Below are 21,056 nucleotides of genomic sequence, written 5' to 3' on the forward strand. Positions count from 1 at the left end.
CCTCCCCATTCTAAACCAATATTAAGCGCTCCAATGGGGCGCTTTTTTCGTTGGTTTTGCGGCTGGCCGCATGGTGATCCATTTGCATTAACCCTTCCTCAACCACGATGGCCACAGCATAGCCTATGGCCAAGGATCCCGCGTTTCAGGATGTCTCTCTCCCGCTGTTCCCCAACAGCGCAGAGATGGGGCCTGCCTCCCCGCCAGAGCGGCGCCTGCCCTCCTATATCAGGGATCACCGCGCGCGGTTGCGCGAGCGTTTTATGGACGGGGGCGCGGCTGCGATGCCGGACTATGAATTGCTGGAGCTTCTGCTCTTTCGATCCATTCCGCGCCGCGATGTCAAACCGCTGGCCCGGCTCCTGCTTGAGACCTTCGGAGATTTCAACCGGGTTATCACCGCGCCCCCTGAACGTCTCTCGAAGGTGAATGGCATCGGCGAGGCTGTCGTCGCGGATCTTAAGATCCTGGAGGCTGCCGCCCATCGAATGGCCCGCGCCAGAATCATGCAGCGACCGGTCTTGTCCTCTTGGGACGCGCTTCTGGACTATTGCCATACCGTCATGGCCCATCGTGAGACCGAACAGTTCCGTGTCCTCTACCTAGATCGCAAGAACACTCTGGTCGCGGATGAGGAACAGGCCAGGGGCACCGTCGATCATGTGCCGGTCTACCCGCGAGAGATCGCCAAGCGGGCCCTTGAAATAAGCGCCAGCGCCCTGATCCTGGTACATAATCACCCGTCGGGCGACCCGACCCCATCGCAGAGCGACATCGAGATGACCGACCGGGTTGCGCGGGCACTCGCCACTCTGGATATCGTTCTGCATGATCATCTGATCATCGGAAAATCTCGCGAACTGAGCTTTCGCTCCGAAGGATATCTCTAGCGGTCTGAAGCTCTTTTAGCGAACCCAGACTTCGACCCGTCGATTGACCTGTCGGCCCCATCGCTGGTCTTCACAGGCCATCGGCAGCGCCTCACCAAAGGCCGCCACCGCTATTTCGGTCCGCTCGAGATTCGCGGTTTCAGCTGCCGCGATGACCGCATCTCGCACCGCCTCCGCTCGTTTCAACGCAATGGATTTATTACCGCTCGCCGGGCCATCGCCATCTGAGAAGCCGACAAAAACCAGCTCCCGCGCATCGTAGGCCCCAGCCTCCAGGGACCGGGCGAGCTGACTGATATTGCTTCGCGATTGCGCATCGGGGCGGGTCGATCCCGGTTCAAAGCGAAACGACGTGGTCAACCGCTGCAGACCGTCCAGGCGACTGACCAATCTCTGCAACTCCGCAAGGGAGACCTCCGGCCCGGCTGCGCTGATGGCATTGGCCAGACGGTCGCCCTGAACATTCATCGAAATTCTCTCTGGTGCCTGATCAACGAACCCGGCTCTGCGGATCACAATCTGCGCTGCGGGACCGCGAACATAACTCAGAAAATCCCGCGCAAGCTTGGGCAACCGTCGTGACGGGAGATATAGAAACATCGGCGCGGTCAGCGGATAGTCTTCTGTCTTGATTGACCGGCGATTGGCCCGCAGCGAGAAGCCACACGCGCCGCGCAGGGTCAGGACGCGTGCGGTCGATGTTTCGGCAAAGCTCGCCAGCCCAAGGGCAAAGGGATCAGTCGCAACGACTCGCACCAAGGTGCTGCCACGGTCGTGGCGCCGCAGACGACTGCCAAGCGCCGCAATATTTGGCGGCTCAAGCCGGTCAGAAATCGCCTGAGCCAAGCCAGAGCCCGCGACGGGCAAATGAAGAGAGATCGGCGCGTCAGCCCCACCCAGCTCAGACCAGTTTTTCAGATCCCCGGACAGAACGCGCGCAAGATTCGACACCGAAATCGAGCGCACAGGGTTCCCCGGTGCCACCACCGGCACCATGGCATCCAGCGCCAGAACACGACTGCGTTGTGACCCTGTCATATCCCCCATTCCGGCCTCACGCGCGCGCTCACGCTCCGCGCTGCGGATTTCGCGCAGGGCCATCACGATATCGGCTTCATTGGCCAGAAGATCGGCAAACCCTTCGTCGGTATTGCTGACAAAAAAGCTGAACCTGGCGGCGACTCGGCCTGTGTCCCGCAGTAACACATAGTCAAAGTTATTGTCGGGCATCGGATCTCGCCGGGTCTGGAAACCGTTTCTGAGTGCGAACCCTTCGATCAGCGCCGGTAACAGAACCTCTGCCATGGTGGAAGAACCCGACAGGGTAATCTCCGCAACATAATCAGACAGGCTCGGGCAGCCGGGCCCCTCACAGCTGACGCCGGACCCATCAACCGTCAGCTCACCGAACTTCGTATCAACGCGATAGAATTCACCATCAAAACCCAGAATATTCCCGGTGATCTCAACGGCGCCGTCAGGTGAGGAAAGGGTCACATCCTGCGCATTGAGCGGCAGGATTCCAGCGACAAGAAAGAGTGCGGCGCCTACCGCCGCACGAAGCAAAGCCATGAGAAATCCTGAATAAACCGCTAGTTAATTTGCGGCGATTTTCAGTGTTTCTAGCAAATTATTCAACACAAGAAAATCACCCGTAGCGGCACAATCAGGCATCGCCAGTGTCAGATCACGGGTGCGCAGCTTTCCATCGCGCAGTTCAAGCGTCTGCGCCGAAACGTCACGACCGCAATTGATCGCGGTCACCTCGGCCTCGACTGTCAGGTCGATCACACCACTACGGTCGCCGCCAAGCCGTGGAACGCTGTAGATCTCTGCCAAACGCGGCGCCAGCTGCGAGGCATCGCCAAGCTGCACGACCGACCCCCGGCCAGCTGTAAGATCAGCACCGCGCCAGACATGACCAGCGCTGCCGTACCCCGCGCCAAACTCGCGCGCGTGCAGTTCAAAGCCACTATTGCCAGCCCATTGCAGGACCACCCGGCTGACCAGATTTAGATCAGGCACCGAAGTTGTTGCCACTGCACCACGGCCTGTTTTCGGCTCGACGATAAAAACTGCGGTAGAAGAAAGTGCCGGCACCTGAACGGTCAGCGCGCCGGTATCGTCCAGGCGGCTGGAGAACATCATTCCATTGTGATGAATGGTCAACCGCTCTCCGGGACGGCAAAGGGACAAGATCGTCAAACGCACCTCTGCCATCGGGCTGGCGACGGCTTCTGCTGTCATATCGCAGGTGGTCTCTGGGTCATGACGCCCGGCCTGACGGGCTTCGCCCTCGCCGCCGGAAGCAGGTGTGGCCGCAGTGAGGCTGATCGCCTCAATCTGAAGGGCACCATCGGTCGAGAGGTCTGGCAGGTTGTCTACGGCCGCAACCGCAAGCCCCTTCGCAGGAACCGCGGCTTCTGCAGTCGCCTGCGGACCGCCATCGGCATGTTGCATAACAAGACCGATCGCGAGTGCGCTACAGAGGGTGGCCGCGCTCATCAAGGCTGTACGTTTGCTGATCATTACCGACTCCTTACCCAAAAAGGTTAAGGAACCGTGACGCAGAAAGGCGACCAATTGATGGCCGCCCCTTGCTGAGAATCTGGCGAAAGTATGCAATTTTCACTGTTTTCGCCAGACTATGTCACCTGTCCGGCGCCTCAGCTGAGGCTGCCATGGCAGTGTTTGAACTTCTTGCTAGACCCACAAGGGCATTTGTCATTGCGAGATGGATTGCCCCATGTCGAGGGATCGTCTTCAACAAACCCATCGGCTGGTGCCTCCGGCAACGCAGCGCCAGCAGCGGCCCTTTGCAGTTCCGCCTGCTGGGCGGCCAGCTGCATCATCATCTGGCGCTGCTCTTCTTCGCTGATGGGGCGCACATGTGCGAGCTGCTGAGTGACGGTTTCACGCAGCGTATCGAGCATGGTTTCAAACAGCTGGAAACTCTCATTCTTATATTCATTGAGCGGATCACGCTGCGCATAGCCACGGAAGCCCACCACAGAACGCAGATGTTCCAGCGTCAGAAGATGTTCGCGCCATTTTGCGTCGATGGTCTGAAGCAGAACCTGCTTTTCGATATTGCGCATGGTTTCAGCACCAAACGCTTCGGTCTTTTCTGCCATCTTGGCATCGCTGGCGGCGACCAGACGTTCGCGGATCTGCTCGTCATCGACGCCTTCTTCGGCAGCCCAGTCGACCACGGGGACATCAAGCCCGAGTTTCTCGCGGACCTGCGCCTGCAGGCCCTCGCTGTCCCATTGGTCGGCATAGGTCTTGGCCGGCATATGCACATCGAGAAGATCGTCGATCACCTCATGACGCATATCACCGACGATTTCGGACAGATCTTCAGCAGCCATGATTTCGCGACGCTGGTTAAAGATCACCTTGCGCTGATCATTCATCACGTCGTCGAATTTCAGAACGTTCTTACGCATGTCAAAGTTGCGGCCTTCGACCTTTGCCTGGGCGCGTTCCAGCGACTTGTTCACCCAAGGGTGAATGATCGCCTCGCCCTCTTTCATGCCAAGGGTCGACAACAGCTTGTCCAGCCGCTCTGACCCGAAGATGCGCATCAGATCATCTTCAAGGCTGAGGTAGAACACGGTGCGACCCGGATCGCCCTGGCGACCGGAGCGACCGCGCAGCTGGTTGTCGATCCGGCGGCTCTCGTGGCGTTCGGAAGCCATCACGAACAGGCCACCTGCGTCCAGAACACTCTGCTTTTCCGCGGCATGTTTGGCCTCTTCCTCGGCGCGCAGGGCAACCGGGTCGGCATCGGGCTGGGCGTCCAGCGCATCCAGCACCTTCAGCTCCACATTACCGCCCAACTGAATGTCAGTCCCGCGGCCGGCCATGTTGGTAGCGATGGTCACAGCGCCCAGACGACCGGCCTCCGCCACGATCTTGGCTTCCTGTTCGTGGTGACGGGCGTTCAGCACGTTGTGCTTGATGCCCTCTTTCTCCAGCATCTGGCTGAGCAGCTCGGATTTTTCGATCGAGGTCGTGCCCAAAAGAACAGGCTGGCCCTTTTCATGGGCCTTCTTGGTCTCTTCAATCATCGCACGGTATTTCTCGACAGCCGTGCGGTAGACCTGATCGTCCTCATCCTTACGAGCGATTGGTCGGTTGGTTGGAACCTCGACCACACCCAGACCGTAGATCTCGGCAAATTCCTCGGCCTCGGTCATCGCTGTGCCGGTCATCCCGGACAGCTTGCTGTAGAGGCGGAAGTAGTTCTGAAAGGTCACGGAGGCCAGCGTTGTGTTCTCGGGCTGAATCTTAACCTCTTCCTTGGCTTCGATGGCCTGATGCAGACCCTCGGAAAGGCGGCGACCGGCCATCATCCGACCGGTGAATTCATCGATCAGCACCACCTCGCCATCGCGCACGATGTAGTCCTTGTCGCGCTGGAACAGCTTATGCGCCCGCAGCGCCTGGTTGACGTGATGTACTACCGTAGTGCTCTCAGGATCATACAGTGACGCTCCCTCTTCCAGCAGGCCATGGGCGATCAACTGCTGCTCGAGGTATTCGTTGCCATCCTCGGTGAAGGTCACGCCGCGGGTTTTTTCGTCCAGCTCATAGTGATCATCACTCAGGAGCGGGATCATCTTGTCGATGGTCGAGTAGAGTTCCGAGCGATCTTCCGCCGGACCTGAGATGATCAGCGGCGTACGCGCCTCGTCGATCAGGATCGAGTCGACCTCATCCACAATCGCGAAATTATGGTGTTTCTGGAAAACCTGATCGAGGCTCGGCTTCATGTTGTCGCGCAGGTAGTCAAAGCCCAGCTCGTTGTTGGTCGCATAAGTGACATCGCTCTGATAGGCAGCCATCTTCTCTGCATCAGGCTGGCCGGACCAGATCACGCCGGTGGTCATGCCGAGTTGCGCAAAGACCTTGCCCATCCACTCGCTGTCGCGCTTGGCGAGGTATTCGTTCACCGTCACCACATGCACGCCCTTGCCGGTCAGCGCATTGAGATAGGCCGGGAAGGTCGCAACGAGGGTTTTACCCTCACCAGTCTTCATCTCGGAAATATTGCCCTGGTGCAGAAAGATGCCACCCATGAGCTGCGTATCAAAGGCCCGCAGCCCCAGCGCACGCCGCGCCGCCTCGCGTACGTTGGCAAAAGCCTCGGGCAGAAGGTCATCCAGGCTCTCGCCGTCACCGGCGCGCTTGCGCAGCTCGGCGGTTTTGTCCTGCAACTCCTGATCGCTGAGTTTCTCGAACTCGGGCTCCAGCGCGTTGATCTTGGCAATCAGCGGCCGTGTCGCCTTGATTTTGCGGTCATTCGGCGTGCCGAAAACCTTTTTGGCGAGTGTTCCGATACCCAGCATGTGTTCTCCAACCGTCCTGTCATTGGCCCCTGGCGTTGGCAGGCTTGCCCGCCCCGCTTGCAACTCATAAACAATGATGGAACAGCGGTCCTGTCAAAGGCCTCATGGCGATGTAAGGTCCCGCAAATACGGTGTCAACGCTACGCCCAGCCGTGGCCAGAGAATAGGAAGAATTCAATGCGCAAAGGTCTCACTTATTTGTCGGGGCTGGCCCTGACGGCCGCCTTGACACTGCCCATACCCGCTGTGGCCGAACCACATGCCAATACAGTGGTTGCAAAGGTGAATGGCGAAGAGATCACGATTGGTCACATGATCATCGCCCGCGCGACGCTGCCGCAGCAGTATCAGCAGCTGCCGGATGATGTTCTCTATGACGCAATTCTGGACCAGCTGATTCAGCAAACCAGCCTGAAACAGGAACTGAATGGCGAGGTTCCGAAATACGTCGAACTCTCCCTAGAGAACGAAGCCCGTTCGCTGCTGGCCGCTGATGTCATCGAAAAGGTGATGGAGGGTGCCGCCTCCGAACAGGACCTTCGCGCCGCCTACGACGAGAAATACACCGACGGAACCGGCGGTGATGAATTCAACGCCTCGCATATTCTGGTCGAGACCAAGGAGGATGCAGCCGAAATTCGCGCCGAGCTGGAGGCTGGTGCTGATTTTGCCACTCTAGCGCGCGAACGGTCGACCGGTCCCTCCGGCCCGAACGGTGGGGAGCTCGGCTGGTTTGGCAAGGGGCGCATGGTCCCGGAATTTGAAGAAGCCGTCCTCGCGATGCGTACCGGTGACGTCTCCGAACCGGTTCAAACCCAGTTCGGCTGGCATGTGATCAAGCTCAACGAACGGCGCACCTCTGCTGCGCCTACCTTTGACGAGGTCCGCGAAGAGCTTGCAGCGCAGATGCGCCAGGACGCGGTAGAAGAGCGCGTACTCTCCCTGACCACCTCGGCAACGATTGAACGCCCTGAGATCGTAGATCTAGACCCCGCAATCCTGAAAAACCTTGACCTGGTTAGGAACTGAAAATGGCACTGCCCCGCTCTCCGCTTGCACCAGACCATTTCCCCGAGCTGCCGGAAATCACCGGTGTTAGATTCGCATCGGCAGCCGCCGGCGTGAGATACAAGGATCGTACGGACGTTATGCTCGCGGTGATGGCACCCGGAACGGCCGTCGCCGGCGTCTTTACCCGCTCCGCGACCCGCTCCGCCCCCGTTCTGGACTGTCAGGCAAAACTCGCTTCGGCAGAAAACGACACCGCGCACGGCGCGGCGATCCTCGTGAACTCCGGCAATTCTAACGCCTTTACCGGGCACTATGGTCAAACCTCGGTTGCCGAGATCACCCGCAGTGTAGCAGAATGCACGGGAGTTCCGGCCGCACGGGTGTTCACCGCATCAACCGGAGTCATCGGCGAACCACTACCGCACGACCGCATCGTCGCCCAGATCGCGGCGCTGAACGATGGGTTGGACTCCACCGCCATCGAAGCTGCTGCCGGCGCGATCATGACAACGGACACCTTTGCCAAAGGGGCCAGCGCGAAAATCGAGATCGACGGAAAAACCGTCTCTATCGCGGGGATTGCCAAGGGGTCAGGTATGATCGCCCCCGACATGGCGACCATGCTTGTCTATATCTTCACAGATGCGAAGATGCCTCAGTCGGCGTTGCAGGAGCTTCTGTCGCAAACCTGTGACCGGACCTTCAACTGCATCACCGTGGACAGCGACACATCGACCTCGGACAGTCTGATGCTCTGTGCCACTGGCGCCTCTGGCGTTGATGTAACCGGACATGCTGAATTCGCCGAGGCGCTGGAAGCAGTCATGCTGGACCTGTCGCATCAAGTGGTGCGCGATGGTGAGGGCGCGACCAAATTCGTCGAGATCCAGGTGACCGGCGCGATGAATGACCACGACGCCAAGGTTCATGGCCTGTCGATTGCCAATTCGCCGCTGGTCAAAACGGCCATTGCCGGGGAGGATCCGAACTGGGGCCGCGTCGTGATGGCAATCGGCAAATCCGGGGCAGCCGCCGATCGGGACAAGCTGTCCATCTCCTTTGGCGATGTACTGGTCGCCGAAAAAGGCTGGGTGTCGCCAAACTATCGAGAAGCAGCCGGCGCCGCCGAAATGAAGAAGTCGGAGATCGTCATCAAGGTTGATCTGGGATTGGCAGAGGGGCAGAGCACTGTTTGGACCTGTGACCTTACGCACCAATATATCACCATTAACGCGGACTACCGGTCATGAAGACCGTACTGGTATCTGCGGTTGCACTGATTGATATCGAGGGGCGCGTGCTGCTTGCTCAGCGCCCCGAGGGCAAGTCGATGGCGGGTCTGTGGGAATTTCCCGGCGGCAAGGTCGAGCCCGGTGAAACGCCCGAGGCGGCGCTGATCCGAGAACTGGAAGAGGAGCTCGGCATCAACACCTGGGCGTCCTGTCTGGCACCGCTGACCTTTGCAAGCCACAGCTATGAAGATTTTCACCTGCTGATGCCGCTATTTGCCTGTCGTAAATGGGAGGGTATCCCGCAGGCGAAAGAAGGGCAGACACTGAAATGGGTCCGCGCGCAGAACCTGCGTGATTACCCCATGCCGGCGGCCGATGTGCCGCTGATCCCGATCCTGCGGGACTGGCTCTAGTTCCGGTCTGCCCGGTTTCCCGCACAGAACGGCTTAGCCGCCGCCGCGTCCTGCGGCGGTATCCTTCACGTGCATCAATCAATCATTAACTTTTTTCGTTAACCCTGAGAGCCAACAGGCAGCGTAATGTCGGTATTTCTGACGGCAAGAGGCGGTAGCGATCATGATCAGAACGATTAAGCAGGGTGCATTTATCTTCATCCAAGGCACATTCGTGCGCAGCTTGCCCGATGGCAAGATTTCGGTGCGCGTCGGTAGCAAAACCTATGAAGGTGAACCGGTCGGCCGCGCCGCCTGATCCCCCACACTCTCCTTAGCAGACTGGTTCTCCTCCCTGAACCAGCCACAAAAAAACCCCGACCTGGTTTGGCCGGGGTTTTTTTATTCATGCTATGATCGTGGATCAGTCGAGTGTGCGGGTCACTTCTTCACGTTCGAAGATCTCGATCACATCTCCCTTGCGGACATCATCGTAATTCTCAAACGCCATGCCGCATTCCTGACCGGACTGAACCTCTGCCACTTCATCCTTGAAGCGTTTGAGAGTTTTCAGCGTACCTTCGTGAATCACAACGTTGTCACGCAGCAGGCGGACGCCAGCGGAGCGGCGTGCCACACCTTCGGTCACGAGACAGCCCGCAACCTTGCCAACGTTGGATACCTTGAAGACATCCTTGATCTCTGCATAGCCGATGAAGTTCTCGCGGATCTCAGCTGACAGCAGGCCGGACGCCGCCGCCTTCACATCGTCGACGAGGTCATAGATGACCGAGTAGTAGCGGATCTCGACGCCCTTCTGGTTGGCCGAGTTCCGTGCCGATGTGTTGGCACGCACGTTGAAGCCCATGACAGGAGCACCAGAGGCCTCTGCCAGACCGATGTCGCTCTCGGTGATGGCGCCAACGCCGGAGTGCAGCACGCGAACACGCACTTCGTCGTTGCCGATCTTCTCCATCGCCTGAACGATGGCTTCGGCAGAGCCTTGCACGTCAGCTTTAACCAGGATCGGCAGCTCGGAGACATTTTCGTCCTCCTTGGCCTTCTGCATCAGCTGTTCCAGCGTGGTCGCGGCACCGGCCGCTGCACGCTTGTCCTTGGCGGCCTGGGCGCGGTACTCGGCGATCTCGCGGGCCTGCGCTTCGGTTTCGGTGACGTTCAGAACGTCGCCTGCTTCGGGTGTACCATTGAGACCCAGCACTTCGACCGGAACCGAGGGGCCAGCTTCCTGAACCCGCTCACCCTTGTCATTGATCAGCGCACGGACCTTACCGTACTGCTCACCGACAACAAAGATATCACCCTGACGCAGGGTGCCATTCTGAACCAGCACCGTGGCCACAGGTCCGCGACCCACGTCCAGCTGTGCCTCGATCACGGCACCTTGAGCCGCGCGATCCGGATTGGCCTTCAGTTCGAGGATTTCCGCCTGCAGCGCAATGGCTTCCAGCAGCTCGTCCAGACCCTGACCAGTTACGGCAGAGACTTCCACATCCTGTACTTCACCAGACATCGCTTCCACGACAACTTCATGCTGCAGCAGATCGGTGCGGACCTTCATCGGGTCTGCGGCCGGCTTGTCGATCTTGTTGATGGCCACGATCATGGGAACACCCGCCGCCTTAGCGTGGTTGATCGCTTCGACGGTCTGCGGCATCACAGCATCATCTGCAGCCACAACAAGGACCACGATATCCGTGACCTGCGCACCGCGCGAACGCATAGAGGTAAAGGCCGCGTGGCCCGGCGTGTCGAGGAAGCTCAACACAGCCCCGCCTTCGGTTTTCACCTGATAGGCACCGATGTGCTGGGTAATGCCACCCGCCTCGCCTGCAACAACCCGCGCGTCGCGGATCGCATCCAGCAGAGACGTCTTACCGTGGTCAACGTGACCCATGATGGTGATAACAGGAGGACGCGGCTGAAGGTCATCTTCCTTGTCCTCGACCTCTTTGATGACGTCTTCAACATCCGAATCAGAAACACGCACCACGTTGTGGCCGAACTCTTCGATGATCAGCTCGGCGGTATCCGCGTCGATGGTCTGGTTCTGCGTGACCATCATGCCCATGTTCATCAGCGATTTGACAACCTCGCCGACGCGCTCTGCCATCCGGTTTGCCAGCTCGGAGACGACAATCGCCTCGGGCAGCTGGACGTCACGAATAACCTTTTCACGCTCGACCGAGCCCATGGCCTTCTGGCGTGCGCGCTCTTGCTTACGCTTCATCGAAGCCATGGAGCGCTGACGACCACCTTCACCACCGGTCGCCTGACCAAGTGTCAGCTTACCGGAGCGACGGCCACCGCCTTCGTTGCGGCCTTTGGCATTGCGGTTCTGCCGGTCATCACGTTCGCGATCCCCCTTACGAGGCTGCGAAGACGGGCCCGGCTCGGGACGGGCCGCAGCCGGTTCCGACTTTTTCTTTTCGGCATCAGTAGCCGCACGCTGCGCAGCAGCCTCAGCTTCGACACGCTTGCGCTCTTCTTCTTCGGCCTTCTGGCGGGCACGCTCTTCAGCTTCGCGCTGTTCACGTTCCTTGGCTTCCTGTTCAGCCCGGCGGCGCTCACGCTCTTCGGCACGGGCCTTTTCCTCGGCTTCGCGCTGCTGCGCTTCTTCTACTTCGCGGGCCTTGGCGGCCTGCAACGCCTTCAGGCGGCGCGCCATCTCTGCATCGCTGATGCCAGCCGGACGCCGCGATGCGTCACCGGACGGCGTCGCACCTGAGCCCCCCTTGGCCGCGGTCGGCTTGGGGACCACAACGCGTTTGCGCTTGGTTTCCACCACGACATTCTTGGTCCGACCGTGGCTGAAGCTCTGTTTCACATTCCCGGGCCGGGACCCACCACGAAGACCCAACGTCTTTTTGCCGTCACTATCGCTCATAAAGCTCTTTATCCTTCCGTGCGGCCCTTGCCGCCCACCGTTTCGCGCAAACCTTGTAGTCGTTGCGCTTCCTCTACAACACGTTTGCCGAGTCCACCAGAGGCCAGCGCCGCATGTATCACAGTTTGGCGCCCAAAGGCCATGCCCAGCTCATCCGCAGTGAGGCATCCGATGAATTTCCCACGGTGCGGCGTGCTCAATTTTGATTTGCCCCGTCCTGATCCATCCGAAGCCTGGATCAATACGCGGGCGTGTTCCTTGGCCAGCCAGTCTTTGACCTTCTCATAGCCAGAGACCGCATCACCCGACTTGCGCGCCAGGCTGATCAGCTCGATCAGGCGCCGCAGCACCTGACCTTTGATTTCATCCACCAGCCCGTCAGGCACCGTCACCGGCGCCTTGAAACCGCGGGCAAAGAGTTTCTTCTTTACCGCAGTTTGGAGCGCTGCCTCGGTCGAGGTCACATAGACCCCGCGCCCCGGCAGCTTTCCCATCACATCAGGAACAACCTGACCTTCGGGGCCAACAACAAAGCGGATCAGCCCTTCTTTGGGCTGGATCTCGCCTGTTGCCAGACATTTTCGCTCCGGTCCGTCGGACCGGTCTTTGTCACTGCCACCGCGTGTCATTGCTATCCTCGCTGCGAGGCCTGAGTTCAGGCCTCGCCCTCTTCTGCTTCGCCGTCTTCGATGTCGGCATCGTCTTCAGCATCCGCTTCCAGTTCGGTGGGATCCACCCAACCCAGCAGAACGCGGGCGGTCATGACAAGAGTCTGAGCATCTTCCAGCGACACATCATATGGTTCCAGAATGCCGTCATCCTTGACGCGCTCACCCTTGTTGGTGGTCCAACCGCCGGCCAGCTCCCAGTCAGCGCAGGTAGCAAAATCTTCAAGCGTCTTGATGCCATCCTTGGCCAGTGCCTCAATCATTTGGGGCGTCAGACCATCAAAGTCAATCAGGCTGTCCTCGGCACCCAATGCGCGGGCTGCATCAATCGCCGCTTTCGCCTGCGCTTCCAGGTAGTCAGCCGCACGCGCCTGAAGCTCCTGAGCGGTGCCCTCGTCGACACCGTCAATAACCAGCAGCTCATCCAGCTCGACATAGGCAACTTCTTCGAGGTTGGTAAAGCCTTCGGAGACCAGCAGCTGGGCAAAGAATTCGTCCAGATCCAGGGTTTCCATGAACAGCTTGGTGCGCGCCTCGAATTCCTTCTGGCGGCGGGCCGATTCCTCTTCCTCGGTCATGATGTCGATATCAAGCGCGGTCAGCTGCGATGCCAGACGCACGTTCTGACCACGACGGCCGATTGCCAGCGACAGCTGCTCTTCGGGGACCACAACCTCGATCTTGCCCGCTTCTTCGTCCAGAACAACCTTGGACACTTCCGCAGGCTGCAGCGCGTTCACAAGGAAGGTCGGCTGATCTTCGTTCCACGGGATGATGTCGATCTTTTCACCCTGCAGTTCGTTGACCACGGCCTGAACGCGCGAACCGCGCATACCGACACAGGCGCCAACCGGATCGATGGAGCCATCATAGCTGATCACAGCAATCTTTGCGCGCGAACCCGGATCACGGGCAACCGCCTTGATCTCAATGACGCCATCATAGATTTCAGGCACTTCCATCTTGAACAGCTCAGCCATGAACTCCGGCGCGGTCCGCGACAGGAAGATTTGAGGGCCACGCGGCTCGCGGCGCACATCCTTGATATAGCAGCGAATCCGGTCATTCGGGCGGTAGCTCTCGCGGCCGATTTTCTCGTTCCGGCGCAGGATCGCCTCACCCGCACCCACGTCAACGATGACGTTGCCGTATTCTTCACGTTTGACCAGGCCGTTGATGATGGTGCCGGCACGATCCTTGAACTCTTCGTACTGACGATCACGCTCAGCTTCGCGCACCTTCTGCAGGATCACCTGCTTGGCGGACTGGGCAGCGATCCGGCCCATCTCGACAGGAGGCACTTCCTCGACGAAGACATCGCCAACCGAAGGATCGGCCATATACTGCTTGGCCTGCTCAACAGTCATTTCCGCCTGGTAGTTTTCCAGCGCGTCATCTTCGACCACGGTCCGCACGCGGGTAAAGGTCGCACGGCCAGTCTTGCGGTCAATGGACACACGAATGTCCATCTCGCTGCCGTAGCGGCTTTTGGCGGCCCGCGCCAGGCTCTCTTCCATCGCATCGACAACCAAACCGGGGTCGATCATCTTTTCGCGCGCCACGGCTTCTGCGGTCTGCAGAAGCTCCAACTGGTTTGCTGATGTGATAGCCATTACTTTTTCTCCTCTTCGGACCCATCGGCCTCGATTTCGTCGAATGCGTCTTCGTTCAGGGTGCCGGCAGCCTTGCGCTGGCGCAGCATTTCTTTGATCAGATCATCGGTAAGAACCAGTTTGGCATCGCTCAACCAGTCGAATTTCAAGCCGATGGTAACAGTCTCGCCATGTTCTTCGATATTGATCAGAACCTCGTCATCCTCAACACCGGCCAGCTCGCCCTTGAAACGGCGGCGGCCGTCGATCAGCTCGCTGGTCTCGATCTTGGCCTCATAGCCCTCGAACATATCGAAGTCTTTGAGACGGGTCAGCGGCCGGTCGATACCGGGGCTGGAGACCTCAAGCGCGTAGCTGTCAAGGATCGGATCCTCCACGTCCAGCGTCGCACTGACCGCGTTGGAGATCTCAGCGCAGCCATCCACCTCGATGCCGCCTTCAGGCTTGTCGGCCATGATCTGCAGGGTGGTCGTCTTGCCAGACATCAGCCGAATACGCACCAGCTCAAAACCGAGATCTTCAATCACCGGGGTGATGATCTCGGCAAGCCGACGGTCGATGGCTGCCTTGGCTATCAGGTCATTGGTCATACGAATTCCAGATCTGTGATTCGGGCACAAAAAAACGGGCGCGCGGCCCGTTGAACTTTCCGGTGGAGCTGAGGGTCAAACCCGACGCGCCGCTGTTACGAAAGGCATATACGCCGGATCAGGCCAAACTGCAAGAGGCAGTTCCCCTGACCCATGTTCTGTGCGGACCCAGGCTTGCAAATCTTCCAGATCAGAGGCGCCACCAGCGTTCCGCAATACGACCATCGTCCAAAGCCGACCGAGTGCCTATCGTCCGAGGCATACCAACATCCCGCCGGGCTGCCAGCGCCATGTCATCAACGGATGGATGGTAGTGAAAACTGCCGCGCGAGATGAGACCTTCGGGTGCTGGCAGGGCGGCGACATCGACATATCCATCCCGCAGCGCCTCAGCCCGCACGGCGGCATCGGGAATCACGATCAACTCAACCGTATCGACCCAACCAGCCTGACCGGATTTGTAGTGCCCCCGCACCCTCGCCGCGCGGAAGTCGCGCCCAGAGCGCGCGCGCTCCACCCTGTAGCACCCGGTCCCGTTTGCCGCTGAGAGGTCGCCTGAGGTTTCCCCGCCGGCGGCAATCGCAAACCGGCCATCGGCCAATAAATAAGGGAGATGCGGATTGGACGCGCCCAGCACAATCTGGATGCTACCGGGCGAGAGTATGTCGATTTGAGCAGCGCCATCGCCGATATCGCTGCCCAGCAGGCTCGCCGCCACATCCGCCGCCCGCACCGGTGTTCCATCGTGAAACGTCACATCTGCCCGAATATCGAACTGCCAGACCCGCGCATCGGGGCTGCTGCTCCAGCGACTGGCCAGCTCAGGCCGCAAGGAGCCGTCAGGGCCAATTTCCATCAAGGTGTCAAACACGGCCCCACGAGCGACCTGATCCATCAGCCCACCGTCTCGCGGTACCGCGAGACGAAGGATCCCGCCCTGCCGCGGCGTATCAGCCAGCGCGGCCCCGGTTGCAGCCAGCAGGGCAGCCGCGGCGCCAGATGTGAACAGCGCACGCCTGTCGATCCGTGTCATGGCTCCTGCTCCTCTGCAATCTGGTCCATTGCGCGCACCAGCTCGGCGCTGATTCCCGGTTCGGACAGAGCATGGCCCGCATTGCGCACCATCTTCAACTCGACATTTGGCCACAGCTCTTTCAATCTCCAGGCGGAGGTCGGCGGACAAATCATATCATACCGCCCCTGCACGATGATGCCGGGAATATGCGATATGCGCCCCATATTGGCAAAGATCTGACCATCGTAGTCGAGAAACCCGCCATTGATGAAATAGTGATTCTCCAGTCGTGCAAAGGCGCGCGCGTAGTCGCCCGGGCTTTCGCCCGATGTGCCGTTGGAATGGATCGAGGCCAACGCGTTCTCCCATGCCGACCAAGCCCGGCCGAACAGGATCTCCTCAGCCATATCGCCGGAAAACAGCCGTCTGTTATAGGCGGCGATCAGATCGCCCCGCTCACCATCGGGGATCATCGAGACAAAACGCGACCAGGTCTCCGGCCAGAAACGGCCAGCACCACCACCGTAGAACCAGTCCAGCTCTGACTTGGTCATCAGGAAGACGCCGCGCAGGATCAGATGGCGCACCCGCTCGGGATGGGTCTGGGCATAGATCAGCGACAAAGTTGCCCCCCAGCTCCCGCCGAACACCATCCACCGCGACAGCCCCAGAAGTCGGCGGATGATTTCCATATCCGCGACCAGATGCCAGGTTGTATTGTCAGCGCAGGAGGCATGCGGCCGCGACCGTCCGCAACCGCGCTGATCGAATAACACAATCCGGTAGTGGTCAGGGTCGAAATACCGCCGCATGGCCGGGCTGCTCCCGCCACCCGGGCCTCCGTGACAGACCACCACAGGGATACCGTCCGGATTACCGCTCTGCTCCATATAGATATGGTGGCCCTGCCCCACATCGACCATCCGCTGATCAAAGGGTTCAATGGGCGGGTACAAATACTGCACTGCGCGCTTTTGATACGGGTATTTGTCCATTACTGACCTAACTTAGTCCTGAATGATAAAAGAACACACGGAGACAGGAATGCAAGCGCCTCAATCCACGGTAGACCCGTCCGAGATCGCAAAATTTGAGGCCATGGCCGCCGAATGGTGGGATCCCACTGGAAAATTCAAACCATTGCACATGCTGAACCCCTGTCGGCTGGACTACATCACCCGGCAAATTGCTGGTGAATTTGATCGCAACCTATCCGATCAGGCGCCCTTTTCCGGACTGCGCATTCTGGACATCGGCTGCGGTGGCGGGCTTCTCAGCGAACCAATGGCCCGTCTGGGTGCCGATGTCGTCGGCGCCGACGCCGCAGCGGGCAATATTCCAGTCGCTCAGGTTCACGCCCAGCAATCCGGTCTGGACATCGACTATCGCCACACCACGGCAGAGGCGCTGGCAGAGGCGGGCGAGCAGTTCGACGTGGTTCTCAACATGGAGGTGGTCGAACATGTTGCCGATCCGCTCAGCTATCTAACTGCCACGCAGCAGCTGCTCAGGCCCGGTGGTCTGCAAATCTGTTCAACCATCAACCGCAATCCCAAAAGCTACGCGATGGCCATTTTAGGCGCCGAGGTTGTCATGCGATGGCTGCCGCGCGGGACACATGAATGGTCGAAGTTCATTACACCAGACGAGCTGTTCGAGCTGCTCTCAAAGGCGGGGCTGACGCCTGTCGATAGGAAGGGTTTTGTGTTCAATCCGATCTTCTGGAGCTGGTCGCTCTCGGACCGTGATTTGAGCGTAAACTACGTGACAGCCAGCACAAAGCCTCGCTAAGCGCGGAGGCAAAAGCCCTGCCCCTATACTTTAGGATAGGCAATCATCCTTCTGCGTCGTTGGGCCGCTACCTTCTACGTGGTAAACCATGGATAGGGTCAGATGTTGCTGACCTGTCACCGAGTGAATGCACAGAGGCCCTTGTTCCGGGCCGCCCTGTCGTTAAGCCTACCACTCACGGACCAGCCTGACGGGGGGCACCAAGGACGTCTGTTCGCAGACGTCCTTTTCCGTTTTGCAGGATTGGGGCCCTGCGCCCCTAGTCGCCAGTCAATCGCGACTTCCCAGCTTAATGCGGAACTCTCGCAGGATCGGCAGCGCGGATTTGACCCGGTCACCCCCCAGTTCCTCAACCACTTCGCGGATCATCGGAACAATGCTGGCCAATGCGGCGTCGCGCGCCTGTCGTCCCGCCGGGCTGATCGCGACCATTTTGCGTCGCGCATCATCCCAGTCTGGGCGGATATGAACGTAGCCCGCCGCTTCCAGCTTGCTCAATGTATTGGTCATCGCCCCACGGGTCACGTGAAACGCCTTGGCCAGCTGAGCGGGCGACCGCTCAACTCCGGTACGTGCGAGATGGTTCAATACCGAGAAATGCGACAGTTCCATTCCCTTAGGCAGCACTTGTCCCAGCCGGGTCCGCGCCAGCTGATCTGCCATCAGAATTTCGCTGAACAGCGAAACCGCAAGGGAATTGGTATCGTCCATCAGGGGCCGTCGAATTCTCGGTCATGAAACAGGGAAGGAACCTGTCGACGCGCTTGTGCCACTTTTTCAAGGTCAAGATCAATGTAGGTGACCCCTGGCTCAACGCCGCCATCGGCCAGAATTTCCCCCCAGGGTGACACCACCAGAGAATGGCCATAGGTGCGTCGCGACTTTCCCTTGGTTGCCGGATGGGTGCCCGTCTGAGCAGCCGCAAGCACATAGCAGCCCGTCTCGATTGCACGCGCCTGAAGCAATGCGTGCCAATGGGCCGAACCGGTAACAGGCGAAAAGGCTGCGGGCGCCAGCAGCACCTGAGCCCCTGCTTTGGCCAGACGCCGATGCAGATAGGGGAAGCGTAAGTCGTAACAGATGGTCATTCCCAGGGCTGCAAATGGAGTCTGTGCAACCACAGCCTGACGGCCCGGGCGGTATCCATCCGACTCGCGGTAAGTTTCTTCAGGCGTGACATCCACATCGAACATGTGGATCTTGTCATAGCGCGCAACAATCTCACCGGCTGGATCGATCAGAAACTGGCGATTGGCAAACCGTCCATCGGCATCCGTCGTCTTCAACGCGAGGGATCCGAGAGACAGCCAGAGACCGCGCTCCTCGGCAGTTCTGCGCAGGGCCGCCAACGTCGGATCATCCGCTTCATGATGGAGGACCGACGTCTGGTGGCTGCGACTTCCAGAAAGGCAGTTTGTCACTTCTGGTGTCAGTACAAAACCGGCGCCAGCGGCAGCGGCCTCGGCAATCATCTCCTGCACCATCACCAGATTCTCAGCTGGCTGGTCGCTTGATGTCAGTTGAAGCAAGGCCGCACGCATCTGTTATATCCTCCGATGGTCACCGATCTTAATCACCGCGCCTCAGGTTGCCAGCAGCGGATCCAGCTTGCCGGACCGATCCAGTGCATAAAGATCATCGCATCCACCGACATGGGTCTCGCCGACAAAAATCTGCGGAACGGTACGCCCACCATTGGCACGCTCGATCATTTCGGCCTTGCGATCAGGATTAGCCAAGACGTCGATTTCGTCGAAGCTTACGCCTTTCTGGGTCAGCAGGCGTTTTGCTGCATGGCAAAACCCGCAGAGCGGGGAAGTGTAGATTTCGACCGGTTTCATTCGGGTCTCCGTTTGAAAATATTCAGTGGCTTGGCCCTGAACTTGGGCAGTCCATGATAGAATTGCCAGCCCCAGCGCGTTCAGATCACGACTGCGTGACCCTTGCAAGCACGGCGATACGGACCGCGCTTGCGCCTGCATCAAGGCAAGCCTCGCTACAGGCCGCAAGCGTGGCACCACTGGTCATCACATCATCGACCAGCAGGACGATACGCCCGTCAATCTGTGCGGCATGTTTCGGATGCGCCGAAATCGACCGCGCCAACGTTGCGTAGCGCTCGCAGCGGCCCTGCCCTTCAAGCGAAGGTGTACGGCGAACGCGCCGCAACAGGTCCGGGCAGTAGTCCAAGCCAGCGTCTCGGGACATTTGTCGGGCCAGCAGATCAGATTGATTATAGCGGCGGCGCAGAAACCGCGACCAGTGTAGCGGCACTGGCGCCACCAAGGGATCATCCACAAGCAAACTGGCAGCCGCCCGCCCCAACCAGCGCCCTGCAGGCCGGGCGATTTCAGTTCGATCCCCGTGTTTCAGAGCCAGTACCAGCCGCCGGGCCGTACCCTCATAGGTCAGCGCGGCGCGTCCTTCCTGCCAGGGCCGTGGGTGATCCATACACTCATCACATTCGAGGCGAAACCCGTCCTCCTCCCCAATCAAAGGGACTCCACATCCATGGCAACAGGTTCCATGTATGAACGGCGTCTCGCGCCAGCAGGGGCCACAAAGTCCGAAATCGCTGTCGACCCACTCACCGCAGGCCAGACAGCGCGGCGGGTAGATCAGCGAAACAGCCGTTTGTATCCGCGCCTTCAACATCCTAAATAGCCCTCATGACCAAAGCCACGACGCCCCGCCCGCAGCTCTTTGACCGCAGCGCACTCGCCGCCCATCGCAGCCGCCTGACCACCGAAGCCCTGTTCCTGCACGACATCGCACGCGATGAGATCGAGGATCGGCTCTCCATGGTTAACAGGAGCTTTACGCGCCCAGCGCTGGTGGCGCCTTTTGCGCAAGGCTGGGACAGTTGTCTGCCCGATGCCAAACATGTCGCGGATGACGAAACATTGGATCTGGCGGTTGGTGCCCATGATCTTGTGGTCCATGCCATGTCACTGCACTGGGCCAATGATCCGGTCGGACAATTGATCCAATGTCACCGGGCCCTGACCGAAGACGGCTTGCTGCTGGTCGTGATGCTGGGCGGCCAGACCCTGCATGAATTGCGCAGCGCCCTGGCCACCGCCGAAACCCGCCTTTCCGGCGGGCTGTCGCCCCGCGTGGCCCCGATGGGCGAAGTGCGCGATCTGGGTGCGCTGTTGCAACGGGCCGGATTTGCGCTTCCGGTGGCGGATGTTGTGCCTCTGACTGCAAAGTACCGCGACCTGTGGCACCTGATGCACGAACTGCGCGGCATGGGCGAAACCAATGCCATGACACAGAGGCAAAAGACCGCAACCACGCGCAAATTGTTCGCTGACACTGCGGATATCTACCGGTCCACCTACGCAACGGAGGACGGTTTTTTGCCTGCAACCTTTGAACTGATTTGCCTGACCGGCTGGTCCCCGTCCGACACCCAGCAAAAACCGCTGCGCCCCGGATCGGCAAAGGCGCGACTGGCGGATGCGCTGAAGGTGCCGGAAACACCGCTGCCAAAGTAGACAGAACCAGCCATAGGTCTATCCTATGGCTCTGGTGGAATGATCCAATTGGTCATTTACGCCGTATCTTCATATAGCTAGGGCGGACCAACGAT

At 59.4% G+C, this 21,056-nt stretch carries 20 protein-coding genes; 7 read left to right on the top strand and 13 right to left on the bottom strand.

The features are described from left to right. Positions 1-125 precede the first annotated feature (125 nt). On the top strand, positions 126-890 hold the full coding sequence (gene radC, locus VWY34_RS02010) for a RadC family protein (protein ID WP_340547172.1): 765 nt from the start codon (positions 126-128) through the stop codon (positions 888-890). A gap of 15 nt (positions 891-905) precedes the next feature. Here the strand turns inward: radC and VWY34_RS02015 are convergent, their stop codons facing one another. From VWY34_RS02015 to secA, 3 genes are all read right to left on the bottom strand, one after another. Continuing rightward, the gene (locus tag VWY34_RS02015; protein WP_416542726.1) at positions 906-2,462 is read right to left on the bottom strand and encodes a substrate-binding domain-containing protein; all 1,557 of its coding nucleotides are present in this window, start codon (positions 2,460-2,462) and stop codon (positions 906-908) included. A 24-nt stretch (positions 2,463-2,486) separates the two neighbouring features. Beyond that, positions 2,487-3,419, bottom strand: a complete 933-nt coding sequence (locus VWY34_RS02020; RefSeq protein ID WP_416544105.1) for a hypothetical protein — start codon at positions 3,417-3,419, stop codon at positions 2,487-2,489. A gap of 137 nt (positions 3,420-3,556) precedes the next feature. After that, entirely contained in the window at positions 3,557-6,244 is a 2,688-nt protein-coding gene (secA, locus tag VWY34_RS02025; RefSeq protein ID WP_416544106.1) for a preprotein translocase subunit SecA, read from the bottom strand. Positions 6,245-6,421: 177 nt separating this feature from the next. Here secA and VWY34_RS02030 point away from each other — a divergent pair, with 177 nt between their 5' ends. The 4 genes from VWY34_RS02030 (at position 6,422) to VWY34_RS02045 (ending at position 9,198) form a co-directional block, all read left to right on the top strand. Beyond that, positions 6,422-7,273, top strand: coding sequence for a peptidylprolyl isomerase (locus VWY34_RS02030; protein ID WP_416544107.1), 852 nt, complete (start codon positions 6,422-6,424; stop codon positions 7,271-7,273). Positions 7,274-7,275: 2 nt separating this feature from the next. Then, complete coding sequence (gene argJ / locus VWY34_RS02035; RefSeq protein ID WP_416544108.1) at positions 7,276-8,505, top strand: bifunctional glutamate N-acetyltransferase/amino-acid acetyltransferase ArgJ; 1,230 nt, start codon at positions 7,276-7,278, stop codon at positions 8,503-8,505. Then, the gene (mutT, locus tag VWY34_RS02040; protein ID WP_340547166.1) at positions 8,502-8,900 is read left to right on the top strand and encodes an 8-oxo-dGTP diphosphatase MutT; all 399 of its coding nucleotides are present in this window, start codon (positions 8,502-8,504) and stop codon (positions 8,898-8,900) included. Before argJ ends, mutT begins: the two co-directional genes overlap by 4 nt. A 163-nt stretch (positions 8,901-9,063) precedes the next feature. Continuing rightward, positions 9,064-9,198 carry a hypothetical protein gene (locus VWY34_RS02045; protein ID WP_340547165.1) on the top strand — a complete coding sequence of 45 codons (135 nt, stop codon included), beginning with the start codon at positions 9,064-9,066 and terminating at the stop codon, positions 9,196-9,198. Between the two features lie 105 nt (positions 9,199-9,303). Here the strand turns inward: VWY34_RS02045 and infB are convergent, their stop codons facing one another. The 6 genes from infB to pip form a co-directional block, all read right to left on the bottom strand. Beyond that, entirely contained in the window at positions 9,304-11,784 is a 2,481-nt protein-coding gene (gene infB, locus VWY34_RS02050) for a translation initiation factor IF-2 (RefSeq protein ID WP_340547164.1), read from the bottom strand. 8 nt (positions 11,785-11,792) lie between these two features. After that, positions 11,793-12,413, bottom strand: a complete 621-nt coding sequence (locus tag VWY34_RS02055; protein WP_340547163.1) for an RNA-binding protein — start codon at positions 12,411-12,413, stop codon at positions 11,793-11,795. Between the two features lie 26 nt (positions 12,414-12,439). Next, a complete protein-coding gene (nusA, locus tag VWY34_RS02060) occupies positions 12,440-14,065 on the bottom strand; it encodes a transcription termination factor NusA (RefSeq protein WP_416544109.1) in 1,626 nt (541 codons plus the stop codon). After that, positions 14,065-14,655 (bottom strand): ribosome maturation factor RimP, encoded by a 591-nt coding sequence (rimP, locus tag VWY34_RS02065; RefSeq protein ID WP_340547161.1) that lies wholly within the window; start codon positions 14,653-14,655, stop codon positions 14,065-14,067. Before rimP ends, nusA begins: the two co-directional genes overlap by 1 nt. 190 nt (positions 14,656-14,845) lie before the next feature. Continuing rightward, the gene (locus tag VWY34_RS02070) at positions 14,846-15,688 is read right to left on the bottom strand and encodes an ABC transporter substrate-binding protein (RefSeq protein WP_416537731.1); all 843 of its coding nucleotides are present in this window, start codon (positions 15,686-15,688) and stop codon (positions 14,846-14,848) included. Continuing rightward, complete coding sequence (gene pip, locus VWY34_RS02075) at positions 15,685-16,665, bottom strand: prolyl aminopeptidase (protein ID WP_416544110.1); 981 nt, start codon at positions 16,663-16,665, stop codon at positions 15,685-15,687. The genes VWY34_RS02070 and pip overlap by 4 nt, the downstream gene beginning before the upstream one ends. 49 nt (positions 16,666-16,714) lie before the next feature. Here pip and ubiG point away from each other — a divergent pair, with 49 nt between their 5' ends. Beyond that, positions 16,715-17,461 carry a bifunctional 2-polyprenyl-6-hydroxyphenol methylase/3-demethylubiquinol 3-O-methyltransferase UbiG gene (gene ubiG / locus VWY34_RS02080; RefSeq protein WP_416544111.1) on the top strand — a complete coding sequence of 249 codons (747 nt, stop codon included), beginning with the start codon at positions 16,715-16,717 and terminating at the stop codon, positions 17,459-17,461. A 270-nt stretch (positions 17,462-17,731) separates the two neighbouring features. Here the strand turns inward: ubiG and VWY34_RS02085 are convergent, their stop codons facing one another. The 4 genes from VWY34_RS02085 to VWY34_RS02100 all read right to left on the bottom strand — a co-directional run bounded on the left by VWY34_RS02085 (position 17,732) and on the right by VWY34_RS02100 (position 20,116). Beyond that, positions 17,732-18,172 carry a MarR family winged helix-turn-helix transcriptional regulator gene (locus tag VWY34_RS02085; protein WP_340547157.1) on the bottom strand — a complete coding sequence of 147 codons (441 nt, stop codon included), beginning with the start codon at positions 18,170-18,172 and terminating at the stop codon, positions 17,732-17,734. Next, positions 18,172-19,002: a carbon-nitrogen hydrolase family protein gene (locus VWY34_RS02090; RefSeq protein WP_416544112.1), complete on the bottom strand. Its 831-nt coding sequence runs from the start codon at positions 19,000-19,002 to the stop codon at positions 18,172-18,174. The genes VWY34_RS02085 and VWY34_RS02090 overlap by 1 nt, the downstream gene beginning before the upstream one ends. A gap of 42 nt (positions 19,003-19,044) precedes the next feature. Next, positions 19,045-19,302 carry a glutaredoxin 3 gene (grxC, locus tag VWY34_RS02095; protein ID WP_340547155.1) on the bottom strand — a complete coding sequence of 86 codons (258 nt, stop codon included), beginning with the start codon at positions 19,300-19,302 and terminating at the stop codon, positions 19,045-19,047. An 85-nt stretch (positions 19,303-19,387) separates the two neighbouring features. Beyond that, entirely contained in the window at positions 19,388-20,116 is a 729-nt protein-coding gene (locus VWY34_RS02100; protein WP_416542717.1) for a double zinc ribbon domain-containing protein, read from the bottom strand. 14 nt (positions 20,117-20,130) lie between these two features. Here VWY34_RS02100 and VWY34_RS02105 point away from each other — a divergent pair, with 14 nt between their 5' ends. Continuing rightward, positions 20,131-20,961, top strand: coding sequence for a methyltransferase domain-containing protein (locus tag VWY34_RS02105; RefSeq protein ID WP_416544113.1), 831 nt, complete (start codon positions 20,131-20,133; stop codon positions 20,959-20,961). Positions 20,962-21,056 lie beyond the last annotated feature (95 nt).

The organism is Phaeobacter sp. JH20_02 (assembly GCF_048056915.1).
Lineage (GTDB): Bacteria > Pseudomonadota > Alphaproteobacteria > Rhodobacterales > Rhodobacteraceae > Phaeobacter > Phaeobacter bryozoorum.